The organism is Treponema pallidum subsp. pallidum str. Nichols (genome assembly GCF_000410535.2).
GTDB classification, from domain to species: Bacteria; Spirochaetota; Spirochaetia; order Treponematales; family Treponemataceae; genus Treponema; species Treponema pallidum.
In genome coordinates this window covers 511963-527659 of record NC_021490.2, presented here as the reverse complement: position 1 = coordinate 527659, position 15697 = coordinate 511963, and the positions used below count along the sequence as shown (strand labels likewise).

General features: G+C 55.4%; 10 protein-coding genes and 2 tRNA genes. 5 read left to right on the top strand and 7 right to left on the bottom strand.

All coding sequences use genetic code 11. The features are described from left to right. The 6 genes from mltG to TPANIC_RS02370 form a co-directional block, all read right to left on the bottom strand. On the bottom strand, window positions 1-1056 hold the full coding sequence (gene mltG / locus TPANIC_RS02395; RefSeq protein ID WP_014342451.1) for an endolytic transglycosylase MltG: 1056 nt from the start codon (window positions 1054-1056) through the stop codon (window positions 1-3). Window positions 1057-1062: 6 nt separating this feature from the next. Next, window positions 1063-1251 (bottom strand): hypothetical protein, encoded by a 189-nt coding sequence (locus TPANIC_RS02390; RefSeq protein WP_010881939.1) that lies wholly within the window; start codon window positions 1249-1251, stop codon window positions 1063-1065. Next, complete coding sequence (locus tag TPANIC_RS02385; RefSeq protein ID WP_010881938.1) at window positions 1248-2216, bottom strand: MBL fold metallo-hydrolase; 969 nt, start codon at window positions 2214-2216, stop codon at window positions 1248-1250. Before TPANIC_RS02385 ends, TPANIC_RS02390 begins: the two co-directional genes overlap by 4 nt. Window positions 2217-2385: 169 nt before the next feature. Then, window positions 2386-2467: transfer RNA gene (locus TPANIC_RS02380), tRNA-Tyr, on the bottom strand. Window positions 2468-2476: 9 nt separating this feature from the next. Next, a tRNA-Thr gene (locus tag TPANIC_RS02375) sits at window positions 2477-2551 on the bottom strand. A 112-nt stretch (window positions 2552-2663) separates the two neighbouring features. After that, window positions 2664-5201, bottom strand: coding sequence for a methyl-accepting chemotaxis protein (locus tag TPANIC_RS02370; protein ID WP_010881937.1), 2538 nt, complete (start codon window positions 5199-5201; stop codon window positions 2664-2666). A gap of 27 nt (window positions 5202-5228) precedes the next feature. Between TPANIC_RS02370 and TPANIC_RS02365 the strand changes: the two genes are divergently transcribed. The 5 genes from TPANIC_RS02365 (at window position 5229) to TPANIC_RS02345 (ending at window position 13552) form a co-directional block, all read left to right on the top strand. Continuing rightward, complete coding sequence (locus TPANIC_RS02365; protein ID WP_237260094.1) at window positions 5229-7007, top strand: PQQ-binding-like beta-propeller repeat protein; 1779 nt, start codon at window positions 5229-5231, stop codon at window positions 7005-7007. Window positions 7008-7095: 88 nt separating this feature from the next. Beyond that, window positions 7096-8691 carry a P83/100 family protein gene (locus TPANIC_RS02360; RefSeq protein ID WP_012460559.1) on the top strand — a complete coding sequence of 532 codons (1596 nt, stop codon included), beginning with the start codon at window positions 7096-7098 and terminating at the stop codon, window positions 8689-8691. Next, complete coding sequence (locus TPANIC_RS02355) at window positions 8688-10532, top strand: adenylate/guanylate cyclase domain-containing protein (RefSeq protein ID WP_010881934.1); 1845 nt, start codon at window positions 8688-8690, stop codon at window positions 10530-10532. Before TPANIC_RS02360 ends, TPANIC_RS02355 begins: the two co-directional genes overlap by 4 nt. After that, window positions 10426-12441, top strand: a complete 2016-nt coding sequence (locus TPANIC_RS02350; protein WP_010881933.1) for a FecR family protein — start codon at window positions 10426-10428, stop codon at window positions 12439-12441. Before TPANIC_RS02355 ends, TPANIC_RS02350 begins: the two co-directional genes overlap by 107 nt. Then, on the top strand, window positions 12428-13552 hold the full coding sequence (locus TPANIC_RS02345) for a fibronectin type III domain-containing protein (protein WP_014505516.1): 1125 nt from the start codon (window positions 12428-12430) through the stop codon (window positions 13550-13552). Before TPANIC_RS02350 ends, TPANIC_RS02345 begins: the two co-directional genes overlap by 14 nt. A gap of 65 nt (window positions 13553-13617) precedes the next feature. Here TPANIC_RS02345 and TPANIC_RS02340 read toward each other — a convergent pair whose 3' ends face one another. Next, window positions 13618-15528 carry a TIGR03545 family protein gene (locus tag TPANIC_RS02340; protein ID WP_310794699.1) on the bottom strand — a complete coding sequence of 637 codons (1911 nt, stop codon included), beginning with the start codon at window positions 15526-15528 and terminating at the stop codon, window positions 13618-13620. Between the last annotated feature and the right edge of the window lie 169 nt (window positions 15529-15697).

The following is a 15697-nucleotide window of genomic DNA, read 5'->3' as shown; positions in this document are numbered from 1 at the left end:
CTACATTCCCGTATTTTTCTTTAGCAGCATGAGCCCAGCTTGATCATGCTCGTCCAACGTCTTGGTGAACGTGTGCGTGCCCGCCTGCGGATCGGTGAGCCTAAAATAGAAAAAGTCATGCACTTCAGGATGCAGCGCAGCATTCAACGCGGTGAGCCCAGGATTTGAGATAGGAGCTGGGGGCAGCCCAGCACATTTGTACGTATTAAATGGACTGTCTATTTCAAGGTCTTTAAAGAACAAGCGCTCGGGGTGCGCTTTCCCCTCAATTTCAGTAATGACATATTCGACTGTCGCGCAAGATTGCAGTCCCATGTTTACCTTCATCCGGTTATAAAAAACACCTGCGATGCGTGCTGCCTCAGAAGCCACGCGGTACTCGCGTTCCACGATTGAAGCGAGTATGACGGTTTTAAATCGCGCAACCGGATCACCAGGAAACGACGGCAACTGGCTAGTCTTGGCCAGAAAGTTTTCGATCATGGTTCCCACCACATTGGCCGCGCGTTCCTGGTAACTAAAAAAATACGTATCAGGATAGAGAAAACCCTCCACTGAAGGAGCAGGGATCTTATAGCGCGTTCGCAATGCAGCGCTCGTGCAAGCTTCCACAAACGCCGCTGCACTTACCACTGTAGCGTCTTGCAACAGTGCAGCAATTTTCTTTACCGTCAGTCCCTCGGGGACGGTGACCTTGATAAAGCGTTGTTGTTCGACATCGTCGAGCATAGTTAAAATGCGCACCGCACTCATTGCAGGAGAAACTGCGTAGCTACCCGCCTTAAAATTAAGCGCGCGCGCGAACACGTACAACCGCGCAGCCCACTCGGATCGAATGAGCCGTGCGTTCCTCAGTTCGTGAATGACCTTCCGCGCGCCCACACCGGACTGCACAGTGAACATATGCTCCTTTTTCACAAAAGGACGCACCGGGGCAAGGCCAACTAAAAGACACAGACACAGCAGACAAAGAACACCCGCACAGAACAAACTGCCCCAGAGAACAATGCGCCTCAGCCGAACGCTGGGAGTAAAAGAAAAGGTCCGGATACTCACGACTGCCTAGCGCTCTGCACTACCGAAAAAATCCTCAGCCTCCTCAACCGTCATATGGCGACAAACAGTGCGATCGACAAACAGCGCAAGACGGCGCAGCGCCGGCGCCAATGTCTGCCCACACCGACGAAACAGAAGCGCGAGTTCCTTGATTTCTTCACCGCTAAAGCTATACATGCGCTCCTCCTCACTCATACAAAGATATCCTTTCCTTCCTGTGCGAGCAGTATTTCAAGATCGTGCGCACCAACGTACTTGCGATACCAGCAGGCATTCTGCAAAATGCTAAACAACTTTTTATCATCATACGTAGGTTCATGGTGGAACAGCGCCAGTCTTCTCACCCCCCAACTTACTGCAAAATCAACCACTATAGAGAACGTGGAGTGGCCCCACCCTTCTTTTTTGATGGATTCAGTCATGGTGTACTGCGAATCAATTATGAGCAGACTTGCGGCATCGTAAAAGCAGACATTACGCTCACTTCTATCAAAATCCTTCTGCCGTAACTCGGTGTCGGTAGAAAAAATCACCTTCTTCCCACCAGCCTCGCTCACCGCATACGATACACATCCGCCTGGATGACGCACCCGGTTCCAAGTTATCTTCGTCTTCCCAATAGCAAAGCACTCCTCATGGTTACCTATCAGGCGAAATTCAAACTTTGCGTTAAAACCGTCGCGTCCAAACATAGATATTGGAAAGTAAGGATACCTCATCTGATCTTCAAGGAATTCCTTCATTTTCTTGCGAGTGCTATAGACGATAATGGTATTACGAGGATCAAAGGCAGGATTGAAAAAGGGTAGCCCCTGGATGTGATCCCAATGAAAATGCGTAAACAGGAGGTGGTATACATGCCCCTGCGCCCTGTAGCCTGGACGGCTCATAAGATCGATACCCAGATCACGAATGCCTGTCCCTGCGTCAAAGATGAGGGTTTCCCCGCAATCAGTCTCCATCTCCACGCACGTAGTATTCCCACCCGTAGTCCCAAAGAGCCAGGCAGGCAGATCAGAAATAAAACGCTCCTTGGATCTCTGATTCCTGACATCCTTTGCACTTATGCGCTGAACGACAGCCGCTATCTTTGACTGGACCTGTCGAGGTGTCACAGGAGTAGGCACAGACCCCCGCACCCCCCAGAAGTGCACACGCACGTCCCCTCCTCCGCCACTGAAATCCTTCCGCACCGCGCGCACGCGCACGAAAAGAACATCCTGCACTCAAGAAAGTGACAAGAGGCACAGCAGCTAGCAAAAACGCCTGGAACGAAACGCCAGGGAAAGACAAGTCAGACACTACCCAAAAGCAAACGGAAGACGAAAGTGGGGAGTCAAGGATTCGAACCTTGGAAGACAACGCCAACAGATTTACAGTCTGCTCCCTTTGACCACTCGGGAAACTCCCCAAACGAACAAGCCAACTTAGGGATTCGAACCCTAGACCTCGAGATTACAAATCACGCGCTCTAGACCGACTGAGCTAAGTTGGCGATGACTACGCGCCCCGGACTGTACGCGCGAACCCACGGCTTTGTCAAGCCGCTCTCACTGCACTAAGAAAAACTACACGCGCAGAACAGCAGAGCACGTACAATGCGGACTCTATACCTTGAATTTCTCCACCTCATCTGCAAGACTGCTGATGCTCTGCTTGCTACGCTGTGTTATCTCATTAACCTCGTGTACTGCGTTATTGATCTCGATGGCACCAGCTGCCATCTCATTCATACTTCTGGCAATTTCACTAGTTAAGTCGTCCAAGCGCTGCATCTCGCGTGCAATAACCTCGCCCCCTTTGAGCATATCCGCAGACCCCTCCTTCACGTCTACGGTGGCGGCATTGATGCTCTTAATCGCAGCTAGGACCTCACGGCTTCCATCCGACTGCTCTTTCATCGCCTCTGTCAGCGACCGGCTCATTGTACGCACCTGATCGGACAAACGGAAGATGGTATCAAACTGCTCCTCAACCGCTTTTGAAGACGTGGAAAGCGTATCTATTTCCACACTGAGCGTCTTGAGCGTCTCAGTAATGGTCTTTCCTTGGGTGCTAGACTCTTCCGCAAGCTTACGGATCTCATCCGCAACCACCGCAAAACCCTTTCCTGCCTCGCCCGCATGCGCCGCCTCGATAGCGGCGTTCATTGCAAGCAGGTTCGTCTGACTTGCAATGTGCTGAATAACACTGCTCGCCTCAAGCAAGCTTCCCGATTCCTCACTGATCTTTTGCGTAATACCGCTAGAGCTAACCAGCGTGTCACGCCCATCAGCGGTGGCAATAGCAAGACTGTGCACCGCCTCATCACTCCGTTCAAGTGTCTGCGTAATAGACACAATGTTGGCAACCATTTGCTCAACTGAGGAGGAAGACTGTGCGACGTTCACCGCCTGCGTCTCAATGCTACTGTTCAGCCCCTTAATTGTCTTGATGATACGTTCCACCGTGTCCGTGGCCTCAGACACCCCACTCACCTGCAAGTCAACTCGGTGCTTGACACCATCGATATTGGCGGTAATCTCGTTTACCGCACTGGCTGTTTCAGTCATGTTACTGGCAAGCTCGTCCCCGATGCGCCGCATATCGTCAGAGCTCGACCCCACCGTGGCGATAGCAAAGCGAATCTTCTCCATCGTCTGGTTAAAGTACTGGCAAAGCAGCGATACCTCGTCCCCTCCAACCACTGGCAAACGCACGGTCAGGTCACCTTCACCGTACGCGATGTCTTCTAACACCCTGACGGTAGAGCGTAGCGGGCGCACAATCTTGCGCGCAACGGCATACACCACAATGAGGGAGAAGAGTACCACAATGATACCCACCGCAAGCAGGTAGTTCTGCAGGGTGTACACAGGCCCCATAAACTCGGAGACAGGCACAAACACCACGACGGTCCATCCTGTGCTCTTCATCTTGGCAGATGAACCGATTTTCTCTAAGCCTTCATACGAGAACACGTGAGAGGCAGTAGAGTCTGACTTGATAACCTTCTCAACGAACTCTGCGACGGACGCGTACGTGGCCGGGTCTTCCTTTGCCAGGCGGATATAATTTGTCTGCTGCGCCACTACCTCGTGACGTGGGTGCGCGACAACGGTACCAACCTCGTCAATAACGGCGATTCTCCCCACCCCCCCTACAGAAAAATCCCCTGTGATATCACACAGCCACGTCCAAATCACATCCGCTACGAGCACGGCAATAACCCGCCGATCTTCGTCATATACCGGGATGGAAAAGGTAATGACCATGTCATCCGACGAACGCGAGGGATAGGGCGCAGAGACGTAACAACGGCCTTTAACCGCCCGCTGAAAGTACTTTCGATCTTGTACGTAATGCGTGCGCCCGTCCTCCCCGTACAACACGCCTGCGAGATCTACCACCGCAAGACGCGCGATATCCCGGTTAAAAAACGCTTCCTTCTTTAGCCTGTCCACCTGGGCACGGCGCCTGTCGGACGAGCCTTGCAAAACTTCAAGACGTGCCAAACCTTCCAAAAACTGGAACAGCGCGCCGATCCGCCCTTCCACGATGGAGGAGGTATCCCGAGCACGGCCAGCAAGGTGACTAGAAATCTCCCCAACTATGGAGTTACGCGCAAAAACGACCAATATACCGCCCTGGACCAGACCAGACACGAACGCAAGCAGCCCAAACACCAGCGCGAGCTTGGTGCGCAGGGACAGAAAACCAACCTTCCTTTGGCCTGACGCATGCGGTGTAGAAGACGTTTCCTCAGCTGATGAACCGTATCCCATAAGCCACTCCCTCGGTATAATGATGTGAGAATGAAACGTCACAAGACCCTTCACCCAGCGCGGGCCGATTCTACCACAGGCGTTCTTTCGTTTGCAAGGTTTTACGGGAAAAAGCTCCGCCCCACAGGGCGCGTGGGCTCCGCGCAGGCACATATGCAGCGCATCCGGCGCCGCACGCTTGGGGCATCTCCCGTTCGACCCTACACAAAGCTCGCTACGGAGGCAACCACAGTGGGTAAAAGGATACACACCCTCCCTCAAAGAGATCAGAACCAGTACCGTGCAGAAAGGGTGCGCATACCCGTACGGTACCGCGCCCTCACAGTGTTCCTGGCGTTCTGCCTTGCAGATCCTTGCGCCGCACGCAGTGGCGCCGCACACGCCGGAAACAAGGATTCCTCCTGGAGTGTGGTCCTTGCAGGGCAGAACGTAACACAGCCGGTGCGTTACGATTCGCTCATCTATACATTTAGCGCAGATCGCGCCCTCAACTGCGTAAACTCCAAAGGATCCTTCGTGTGGCGCAGAAACTGCCCCGTAGTCGGCACTCCCTTTCTCAGCGTTTCTGACGATGGACTCGTGTACGTAAGCGAGGTTAGCGGACGCGTATGGGTTTTCTCCAGCCAGGGCATACCCGTCCGAGAATTTGCTGTCCTGCCTGCTGCCACGCGCGGTGCAAAGCGTGCGGTGAACGCGGCGAACGGGGGGCTGTGCACCGCGCCTGTAATTTTAAGAGACGGACGGCTGCTGTACACCACCGCACACGCCCTGCTGTGCTTCAGCAGTACCGGCCAGCGCCTGTGGAGTCAGAAGCTTGGCGCAAAGCCCCTCCTTCCTCCGACAGATGCAAAAACGCGCGAATTTTTCATCACGGGCCCGCAGGGAACCGTGGAGTACTGGTCCATATTTGGAGAAAAAAAAGGCGCCCTGCGCGCATCAGGGTCCGTACGTGCGCTGACGAGCACCCCACGCGGGTACGTCGTTGCCACGGATCAGGGCCTGTGGCGCGTGCGCACTGACACGCTAAACAGTACGCCTGATAAGACTCAGGCGGGAAAGACCGCGAAGCAGCACCAGGCGCCGGTGCCGGTGCGCATCAGCACACAGCGCTCTTGTGTCGCTCTTTTTGCTACTGAAAACATGCTCATCGCCCTTTTTGCAGACGGTGCGGTGCGTGCCTACGACGCAGATGGGGAAAATGAGCTTTTCTCGCTCACACTTCCGTGTACCTTTTCCTCGGCTGCCCAGTGCCGCGTACAGGGGGACGAAATAGTGCTCAGCGATACAGCGCGGGCGATTACCCTCAGCGCAGGAGGCGCGCTGAAGTGGAACATTTCGCTGTACGAAACACCGTTTACTCCGCTTATCACCACGGACGGGCTCGTAGTATCTGCAGGCGGTTGGGTACTCAACGCATACCGTGCAGAAACAAGACTCATTGACCACACGCCCATATACAACCGCGATAGCTATTTTCACGTGCTCGGTTCTTCACGCCGTGCACACGTGCAAGAGGCTCCCCCTTCTCGCCCTGCTGCCCCTGCTAAGCGGTCGCCTTATGACTCAATCTTCTCCTCCGACCCGTTCTTCTCTTCCCCCGCTCCTGCAAAAAACAGCGGAAAGACAGACAACGCGCAAGAGACGCACACAACGTCGCCGCCCGGACCGTACGCCACCCCTGAGCTTCTCCTTCAGGCAGTGCAAACATCCCTGAAGGAAGGAAATGTAGGACCTCGAGAACCGGCCTATGCCCGCTCGTTGCACGCGCTTCTTACTTCACCGCATCACGCCCGCGCACGGGCGCCTGCAGTGACCTCTGCCAGGAGAGCGCAGGCAGCAACGCTGTTAGGAGCCTTAGGCGCACACGAATACCGAGACGCGCTCCTTGAGCTTCTCAAAGAGCAGGACTACACCGTGCTCGAAGGTATCCTCAAAGGGCTCACCCGCTGCACGTTCGGCCTCGATGAGCGGGCACTACTTGCGCTGTACCGAGTCACGCGTGCTAAGGACGCACGCGCCGAGTCGCTGATGCGTGCAGCGTGCGATGCACTCGCTGCATGCGCGCGCAGTGCACCGCGCACCCTTTCTGAAAAGGCAGTCTCAGAACTCTCCCGCATCTCCACGGGGGCTTTCCCGTACACCATACGGGCCTATGCAAGAACTCTCGTTCAGAGTATGCTACGCTGATGGGGCTTTGATGACGCAGGAAGGTTGGGATCTCAGGTGTCTAGGCGTGCGGTATTCAAAAACAAAGGTGTAGAAGGGGGAGAGGGTCATGAAGAACGTGCTGCCCATGTGTGCCGTGTTGGGCGCAGGCTGTCTTTTTGCACTCGAGGTGGATCGCCGTGAGCTTGAGCGTGCAAACGCCACGGTAGAGTTTGAAAATTTTGCAGGAACCCACACGGACGTAGATAGCGCCGCCGCTATCAGGCGCATCGGGGAGGGCTTGGCCTCTGCACTGCGCGGCGGTGTTGCGGGGGATCGTGCGCGTTACGCGCTTATTCACGCAGTAGGTCCCCACACGACCAATGGCTTTGATGCAGACATCCTCATCATTGGCGCACAGGCACGGGTGGACCATATCGACAACATACGCGAGATCGTCGCCGCCTATCTTTCTGCCGCCTATGGCTATCGCCTGCAGGACGCACGCACGATAGCAACCTTCACAACGGTGTACAACGCGGTGTATCGTGCAGACCTTCCCACATTCAAGGCGCGCTACAAGGGGGTGGTAACGGCGCATCTCTCCCCCGAGCACGTCGGTATTGCGCGCCGTTTCGATCAGTGGCCGGGAAAAACGCAGCTCGTCATTCCCCTTTCCGGGCACTCTGACGCACTCAGCGCAGTGGACACCGGCGCCATTTCTGACAAGCGGGTGGTGGAGCGGCTGCGTGAAGATCCGGACAAGAACGTTGATCTGCGCAGGGACATGATTGACCTTAAAGAGCGGGAGGCGCAGGAAGGAACGCGCCGGGCCCAACAACTAGCACAGCAGTCACAGCAGGCGCAGGAGCGCGCGGCGGAGCTGTCCACTCAGGCTCAGCGCGCCCAGGCACACGCGGACAAGACACGCCGAGAAGCTCAGCAAGCTCAGCAGGCGGCGCAGAACTCACCGGACCCGGCGCGTACGCAGGAAGCAAAAGAGAAGGAGCGCGTCGCCGAGCGTGCGCAGCAGGAAGCTCAGCAGGCGGCTCACACTGCGCAGAAGGCAACCGAACAGGCCGAGAGCCTCGCGCGTGAAGCGCGCAGTCAGGAGCAGCGAGCACAGCAGAAAAGTGCAGAAGCACAACGGGAGCGGTTGGAGGTTGCCGGTGACATGCAGCGCATGATGAATGCAGGGCGCGCGAAAGCGACGCACGGCGCACAGGAAGCGCGTGAAAGTGTCACGCCCTGCTACGGCCTTAAGGTGGTGGATGCCCAGCACTTGTTATCGGAAATCGTGCTCGTTGATCCAAAGACTGAAGCGCCTTTGCGTTCTTCTTCCCTACGGACCGTCCGCAACCGGCTCCTGTACAGCGAGCCTCACGCGCTCGTCGCCATTGCTGACACGACAGGGAACGGCACCGTCCGCCTCGTGCACATAGACCCAAAGACGCTGGAGGTAACCAAAGAGAGTACCCAGCGTATAGCTGCGCAAAGTTTTCTCTTGAGGGAAGAGGAGCACTACTATGCGGTGATCGACGAAAATGGCAGCCACTTCCTGGGACGCTTTACCAAAAATCTTGAGCTGACTACTCGTTCTGCAGCGCAGGTGACGCCTTATACCGCCGTCACCGTCACTCCGCGCGGAATTATGGTGCAAACAAAAGAGAAAGGTATGGCCCTATTGCACACACGGACGCTCGCCGACGCGCTACCCAGAACATGAGCAGAAAGAACGCGAATCAGAAAATTGTGTGGCCGCTTACGACGAAACTCATCGGTATTATCAGCACGGTGGTGGTGCTCGCCACCATTGCGGTTACGGCCATGGCTTCCTGGTTCTTCGCTTCGAGTCTGCACAGTAATGCTGAGCTTAATAATCTTGCCGCTGCGGAGAACTTTGCTGCGCAAATCAAAGGGGAATTCGAAGCCATTGCCACAAGCGCCAAGTCCTTCGTTTCCCTTGGCCTCAGAAGTGGCGCGCGCATGCACTCGCGGTCCGCACTTTCTAAAGATTTTTTTTCCTTTTACCCGCGCATCGGCTACATCGGAGTCGGCGGTGTAGCCGAGCTGTGGAACGGTGACTTCTTCAAGAAAAATCAGCTGCGGGTGGCAGACGCTCGTCGCTTCCTAGCTGACAACGCACAGGTTATTTCCACACTTCAAACTGCCCCAGCCACGCTCAACGCCGCCCCCTGGTTTAAAGCGCAGATCATTGCTATCGTCGCGCCCTTTGAAGTTGACGGCGCTACGCGTAACGTTGTGGTTATCTTCTCAGCGGATGTCGTTCAGCACCTGCTAGAATCTGGAGCCTCCTCCGGAACCATGTATGCCGTCACCTGGGCGGGGAACTCCCTGTACCACCCGGAATACTCTCTCAATTACAGCAACATTAACTTGCAGGACTCGCCCGTTGTGCGCGATTTACGCGAATCTACACAGCTGACCAAACAAATCAGCTTCATCGGCACGGACAACAAGCGCTACTTCGGCGCGTTCGCCAAGCAAACCTTTGGAAAGTTCGCCATAGTCCTAGAAACGCCTATGAGTGTGGTGTACCAGGCAGTATATTACGCGATTATCCTCGACGGTATCCTCACCGGCATGGTGCTCCTCGCCTCTATCTTGCTTGTCTGGTTCATTGCGCAGTCTATCACCCGCCCTATCCTTACCCTCGTCGGCGCAACGCACGCTATCAGCTCAGGACAGTTCCTCCTGGATATCAAGCCTTCAAGCAAAGACGAAATTGGCCTCCTCACCGAAACATTCGTGAGTATGGGGCGTGGTCTGGCAGAACGGGAACGCATGAAAGAAGCGTTTGGCAAATTTGTAAATAGAGACATCGCAGAGAAGGCCATGAAGGGAGAGCTCGCACTGGGAGGGGAACGGAAAACCGCTACCATTTTTTTCTCAGACGTGCGCTCCTTTACTGAGATGTCGGAGAAGCTTCCCCCTGAGGACGTAGTAGAGTTTCTCAACGAGTACATGAGCTGTATGGTAGACTGCATCGAGCAGACAGGCGGCGTGGTGGACAAGTTTATTGGAGATGCGATTATGGCGATATGGGGAGCGCCAGTTTCCCTCGGCTCTGCACGCTTAGACGCATTGCAGAGCATGAAAGCGGTCTTCCTCATGCGCGAAAGCCTTATTCAACTGAACGAAAAGCGCGTCGCATGCTCAAAGCCTCGCATTGGCATCGGATGCGGCGTAAACACAGGCTCCTGCGTCGCAGGTCAAATCGGCTCTTCCAAACGTATGGAATACACCGTCATCGGAGACGCGGTGAACACCGCAAGCAGGATCGAAGCACTGAATAAGCCGTTCGGCACTGACTTTCTTATCTCCGAAAACACATATGAGCTTGTTAAAGATATGCTTATAGTGGAGAAAATGCCCCCCATAACGGTAAAAGGAAAACGAGAACCACTGAATGTGTACGCTGCTATCAATCTAAAGGGGCATGACGGACCGCAGACGCTCGATGAGCTGCGTGCACTTCTTTCCATTGAAAAGCCGGGGCTTTCTGCCGACCCTGACTTCGAAGAAAAGAAGTGTGAAGTTATCTAAGCAGGATGCCACGGTTACGGTCGTTATTCTCCTCCTTATCCTGCTTCTCGGCTGGGGCTACTCCCGCGCGCTCCGTCTGTCCCAGGGGAAGGGAAATCCAATCGGACGGGTTTTTTTTTATAAAAAAACCGCAACCCGCAAAAAAAACAACCAAGCCTTATGGCTCAAACTCAAAGACGGGGTGCCCGTCTACCATCGGGACGTGCTGCGCACCACCACCGGTTCTGAAGCTGTCATTGTGTTCACTGATAACAGCAGGCTCGACATTGCAGAAAATACCATGGTGCGCATCAGTCACACAGGAATGAAAAAGAAGGATGTACGTTTGGTCACAGGAGCGATACGCTACGCACGCGCCGCTGGGAATCCAGCAGCGCATACCGTACATGTAGGAAAGACAACCATCTCGCTTTCTGGAGACGGTCAGGTGAATGTGCGCGGAGGCGAACGCGATTCAACTGTCGAGATAGCACGCGGTGAGGCACTCCTTCACGATGCGCAGGGACAGACACTTCCCCTTCAGACGTTCACCCAACTTGCTACTTCCCGGGAGGATGGCACTGTGCGCATTCTGCACCCCACCTTTGTCCCTCTCCTACCCGACCAAGATGCACTTCTCCTGACTGCCGAGCACACCAGATCTGTGGGCTTTGTCTGGCTCGGCGATGCCACGACGGTACAGCCGAGCGTCCGTCTCCAAATTAGCCGATACGCGGACTTCTCGGTTATTGAAACGGAAAGAAAACTTACCCTTCCGCATGAGGCAAACGCCTCGAGGACAACATTCAAAACCAGCGAACGACTCGGGGAAGGACGCTGGTTTTGGCGCCTGGTCCCGCAGAACGGCACGGCGTCAGCGCCCCGTTCCTTTTCTGTGCGTCGCGCGCGTAAGGTGATGCTGCACACGCCGCGTGCTCAGGCAGTACTCTCCTATCGGGATGCGATTCCTCCTACCCTTTTTTCCTGGACGTCTGTAGAAGACGTGGAACAGTACCGGCTACTGCTTTCTTCCCGGGCCGACTTTAGCGCGGATGTGAAGACATTCTCTTTGCGTACGCCGGAGATCTCGGTACCCGGGCTCGGCGAGGGAACGTATTTCTGGAAGGTAGTACCTCGCTTTGATGAGGGAATAGAAGACCCAGTCTTTGCTTCTGAGGTAGGAACCTTCTCCATCAAACAGGGAAAGGAGCTGCATGCGCCCGTTGCGCTCTTTCCCGCCGAGGACGAGGTGCTCGAACACGCGGATCGGGAAAATCGCATGGTAATCTTTACCTGCGAGCCAATACCAGAAGCACGGCGCTATGTCTGGACGGTTAAAAACATGGATGCAAACGCGTCCCCGCTTGTGACTACCACGTCGGTACCCTTTCTTACCGTTCCCATGCGGAGCCTGCGTGCACGATTGCAGGAAGGAACATATCAGTGGCAGGTAGCGTGGGAAACGCGTCGGAGCGATCGCTCCCCCTACTCGGCACTGCGCGCGTTCACGGTCATTGAAGGAATGCACGCGTGGGAAGAGGAGCCAGAGACGCGTGACTTGATTGCGCTCCGCGCTCCTTCCTTTGTGCTGCGCGACATGCCAGCACTCATTACTGAAAAATACCTTTTGCAGCATCGCGCGTTGCGTTGTAAGTGGACGGCGGTGCACAACGCACAGCGGTATACGGTGACGTTAAAAAACAAGAAGACAGATGCGGTACTGCAAACGGCAACTACCACAGGGGTGGAGTTCTCATTTACCAACTTAGCGCACCTTGAGGAAGGGTCATTTCATTGGGTCATACAGGCACACACAGAGCAGGAAGGCTATGAGCCTGCAAGTGCACAGGTGGTGCGCGCGTTCACCATACGGGTGTCTGAACTTGAAAGGCCGCGCGCAAAAGAAATTGTCCATTATGAGTATCATTAGCCGCGTGTGTATACCGTGTGCGGTGCTGCTGTTTGCGCAACTGCACGCGAAGGAACTCGTCCACGTATCTCAGTTAAAAGAACAGGAAGCGCGTATCAGCTGGCAGGAAGTGCCGGGGGCGGTGAGCTACCGAGTGCTTATTCGCAATGCCCACGGCAGAATAGTGACGAACGCGGTTGCCACAACGCGCAGTTATAGTTTTTCCCGACTCAGACCGGGGTCGTACCAATACCAGATTATTGCTTACGACGTGTTGCATCGCGCGTCTGCAAGCGCGTGGACCAGCTTATCCATTGAAAAAGTACACAAACCAAAAACAGGAGGGATTACGCCGAGCACCATAGAGCACGTAGTTGGCGGAGAGGCATACACCGTGGTGCTCGACCGCTCGTGGACGTATGAAAAGGGCTGGACCATTGCGCTGTTCCCCGATGATAAGGCGGATGAGGCTGGAGCGTATGTAAAACCCCTTTCGGTTTCAAAAAACAAAGAGGGAAACTGGATGGTTGCCATTCCCAACGCGGCGCTCAAAACCGGGTCGTACACGCTGCGCGCAATAACGCCGCGGAATATTTACGCAGAGGTGCGGGGGATACTGCATGTAGTGCTCTGGCGCAGGCCCATCTTTTTCTATTATGACCTGAGCGTGGGATACGCGCCGGTGTATCGGCCGCAGGACCACGCCGCGACAATCAACGGTGTTTCTGACTTTTTCAAAATCTGTTCTCCTATCGGGTTTGTCGGCACGTTTGAGATGTGCTTTTTTAAGCGCAACAGCAGCACCATCAGCGCTGGCTTTAACGCGCAAATGCACTCCGATTCAAAACAAGTGGACGTGAAGCTCGATGGAAACTTTGCGTATCTATACGAACTTTACCCGCGCATCGAGGTAGGCGGCATGCTTGGGTTGGGGTACTCGCTGCCATTCGGACAGCGCAAGGAAGACGACAGCATGTACTCCTACGTGACAGGAACGATGAAGTATTTTTTTACTAATAGCATTTACCTGCGCGTTCAACAGCAGCACATGTTGACCGTAAAGCCGAGTTTCACAGGAGTGAGCCTGCAGCAAACGCCTAGCCTCTCGTTCGGCTATCGCTTTCATAACTGACCAAAGCGCCCGCACCGGCTCAGCCGAACCCTGAGGCCGCACCGAAAAGGGGCGGCGCCACTCCCCTAGAAAAAGGAGCGGAATGCATCTCGCGCCTTGTTCTGCAGCTCGTCTGCGGCACGCTTAGTCACCTCCCCCAGTGCCTTGCGCGCTGCAGCTTCCAGAAGGCGCTCCGCCTCAGCCCGTTTCTGCTGTATCACGCGAGAAGACACCCCCAGCTGGGCAATTGCGTCCTCCGCACGGGAAACGAGCTGCGTTACCTGCGCAATTTCCTGTGCGTACACGCGGCGTTGCTGAGCAAGAAATCGCTCCCCTTCTGCAATGACCGCGCGGCGCAATGCGTCCACCTGCTGCGCAAACGCACGGGAAAGAGCGCGCACAAACGCGCCATCTGCGTCACTCTCTACCGAAATACTCAACGCACCCTCTGCAGAGACGCGCACCGTAGCTTCAAATGCAATCTGCCGTATCTGGCGCAACACATCCGCGTACACGTCAAACAGCACGCGCGGCTCAAAAGGCGCAGCGCGCAATACGCTGTCTGAAATACGTGCCCCCATCTTGAGTTCCACCGAGTGATCTTTGCGCACAAACACCTGCGTATGCAGTCCAAGCACGCCAGAAAGCTCAGGGAATCCTTCTGCAGGTGCCGGGACAGCGAGCGGAATACCCCGCGCAGTGCACGAGACGTCTACTAAGTCCGGATGCGCCCGGCGCAGATCCACCACGCCGCGCAGCGAGGCGTCCTGTGCGCCTGCAGCCACGTCCAGGAGGAACGAAATCGGTTCGCCAAACCCGTGCGCGTCGTTTGACGCATTGCGCACACGGGCTGCAACAGAAAATCTTGCCTGCGGATCTGCGGCAGACACCCCAATGTTTCTCAGCAGCACGGAAGGGACGTTGCGCTCAAACAAAAAATTACTCCCTGCAAGGCGCTTGCGCGTCGTAAGGCTCTGAGCTGTCTTTTCTGCCTCCGCAGACGGCGATCCATCAGACGGTGTTCGCTGCGACCCCCGGACATAATCAAGCATCTGCGCCACATAGGGGTAATAATGGCTAAAGCTCCGTGCCAAAAAGACGGTGCAAAGACCAGAGATAAATTTCTTTCCTCCATCTGCCTGGATATCACGGATAGCCGCCGCGGCACGGGCGATGCGCGCACCGTCTGCCTTTACCGCCGCGGCGAACTCGCGCGCAAGACCCAATGTCGAATGCACATCCTGCTGCAATTCGTGGGAGATAGTGCGCGCAGTAGCGAGGGCTTCCTCAGTGGATCGGCGCGCTCTATCGAGCGTCTCGATACCTTGTTTTATTGCCGACACGTCTTTTAAAGCGTGAAAGTCAAGCTCAGTCACCGCACGGATCGCCGCCACCGTTTTTTCCGCACGGGCGTGTGCGTCAAACACACGCTGCGTCCAGCGCTCTGCAAGTTTGGGCGCCTGCGCACCCACGTGCTGTACGAGGGTGGGAGTTTTTAACGCCTTCACCTCGCGTTCAAGGAGAATGCGCGGGTCCACTTGCGCTTTGAGCGCAGAAAACCCTGCGCCAAAAGACACGGGGGCGGCCAGCTCCGCCGCTTTTTCCTGTATTTTTGCAATAAGCGGGTTACTACTGCGCACACGTTGACGTTTTGCGCGGCGCGGGGGCAAAGCACCAGACGTTTTGCGCGGCGTGTTCCACGTCACGCCCTCTACAACCATCGTGTGTGAGACGAACTTACCCCGCGAAAGCTCCAGGAGGTCAAAGTGGATATCGATACTTTCGATTTCAAACAGATTCCACATGGGATGATGCTTGTTTGCCACCGCATAGTTCTTCAGGCGGAAGCGCGCGTTGAATAGATCAAGATCTACCACTGCCGCTTCGCACCGCGCACCAAAGACGGCCTCAGAACCACCGATAACGACACGCCGAGCAATGACATTTCGGATCAAGTACACGAGCCCGAGAAGCGCGAGGACGCTCGCACAAGCCATGGAGAGGGACCAAAAATTAACCCGCCCCCTTTGCTTTGCTATTGACGCTGCAATGGCATTGAGCCGCTTCAGGTCCGCTGAGTGCGCGATAGCCTGCTGATCGAAGCGAACATACGTGCGAGAAAGGAGCGTGCGGCCAAACACACGGACAGGGGTGGATACGGGGTCT

Excerpts from the sequence above, each read along its gene's own strand:
- TPANIC_RS02350 (WP_010881933.1), top strand. The coding sequence starts at position 10,426 with ATGACGGACCGCAGACGCTCGATGAGCTGCGTGCACTTCTTTCCATTG.
- TPANIC_RS02360 (WP_012460559.1), top strand. The coding sequence starts at position 7,096 with ATGAAGAACGTGCTGCCCATGTGTGCCGTGTTGGGCGCAGGCTGTCTT.
- TPANIC_RS02390 (WP_010881939.1), bottom strand. The coding sequence starts at position 1,251 with ATGAGTGAGGAGGAGCGCATGTATAGCTTTAGCGGTGAAGAAATCAAG.
- TPANIC_RS02345 (WP_014505516.1), top strand. The coding sequence starts at position 12,428 with ATGAGTATCATTAGCCGCGTGTGTATACCGTGTGCGGTGCTGCTGTTT.
- TPANIC_RS02340 (WP_310794699.1), bottom strand. The coding sequence starts at position 15,528 with ATGGCTTGTGCGAGCGTCCTCGCGCTTCTCGGGCTCGTGTACTTGATC.
- TPANIC_RS02355 (WP_010881934.1), top strand. The coding sequence starts at position 8,688 with ATGAGCAGAAAGAACGCGAATCAGAAAATTGTGTGGCCGCTTACGACG.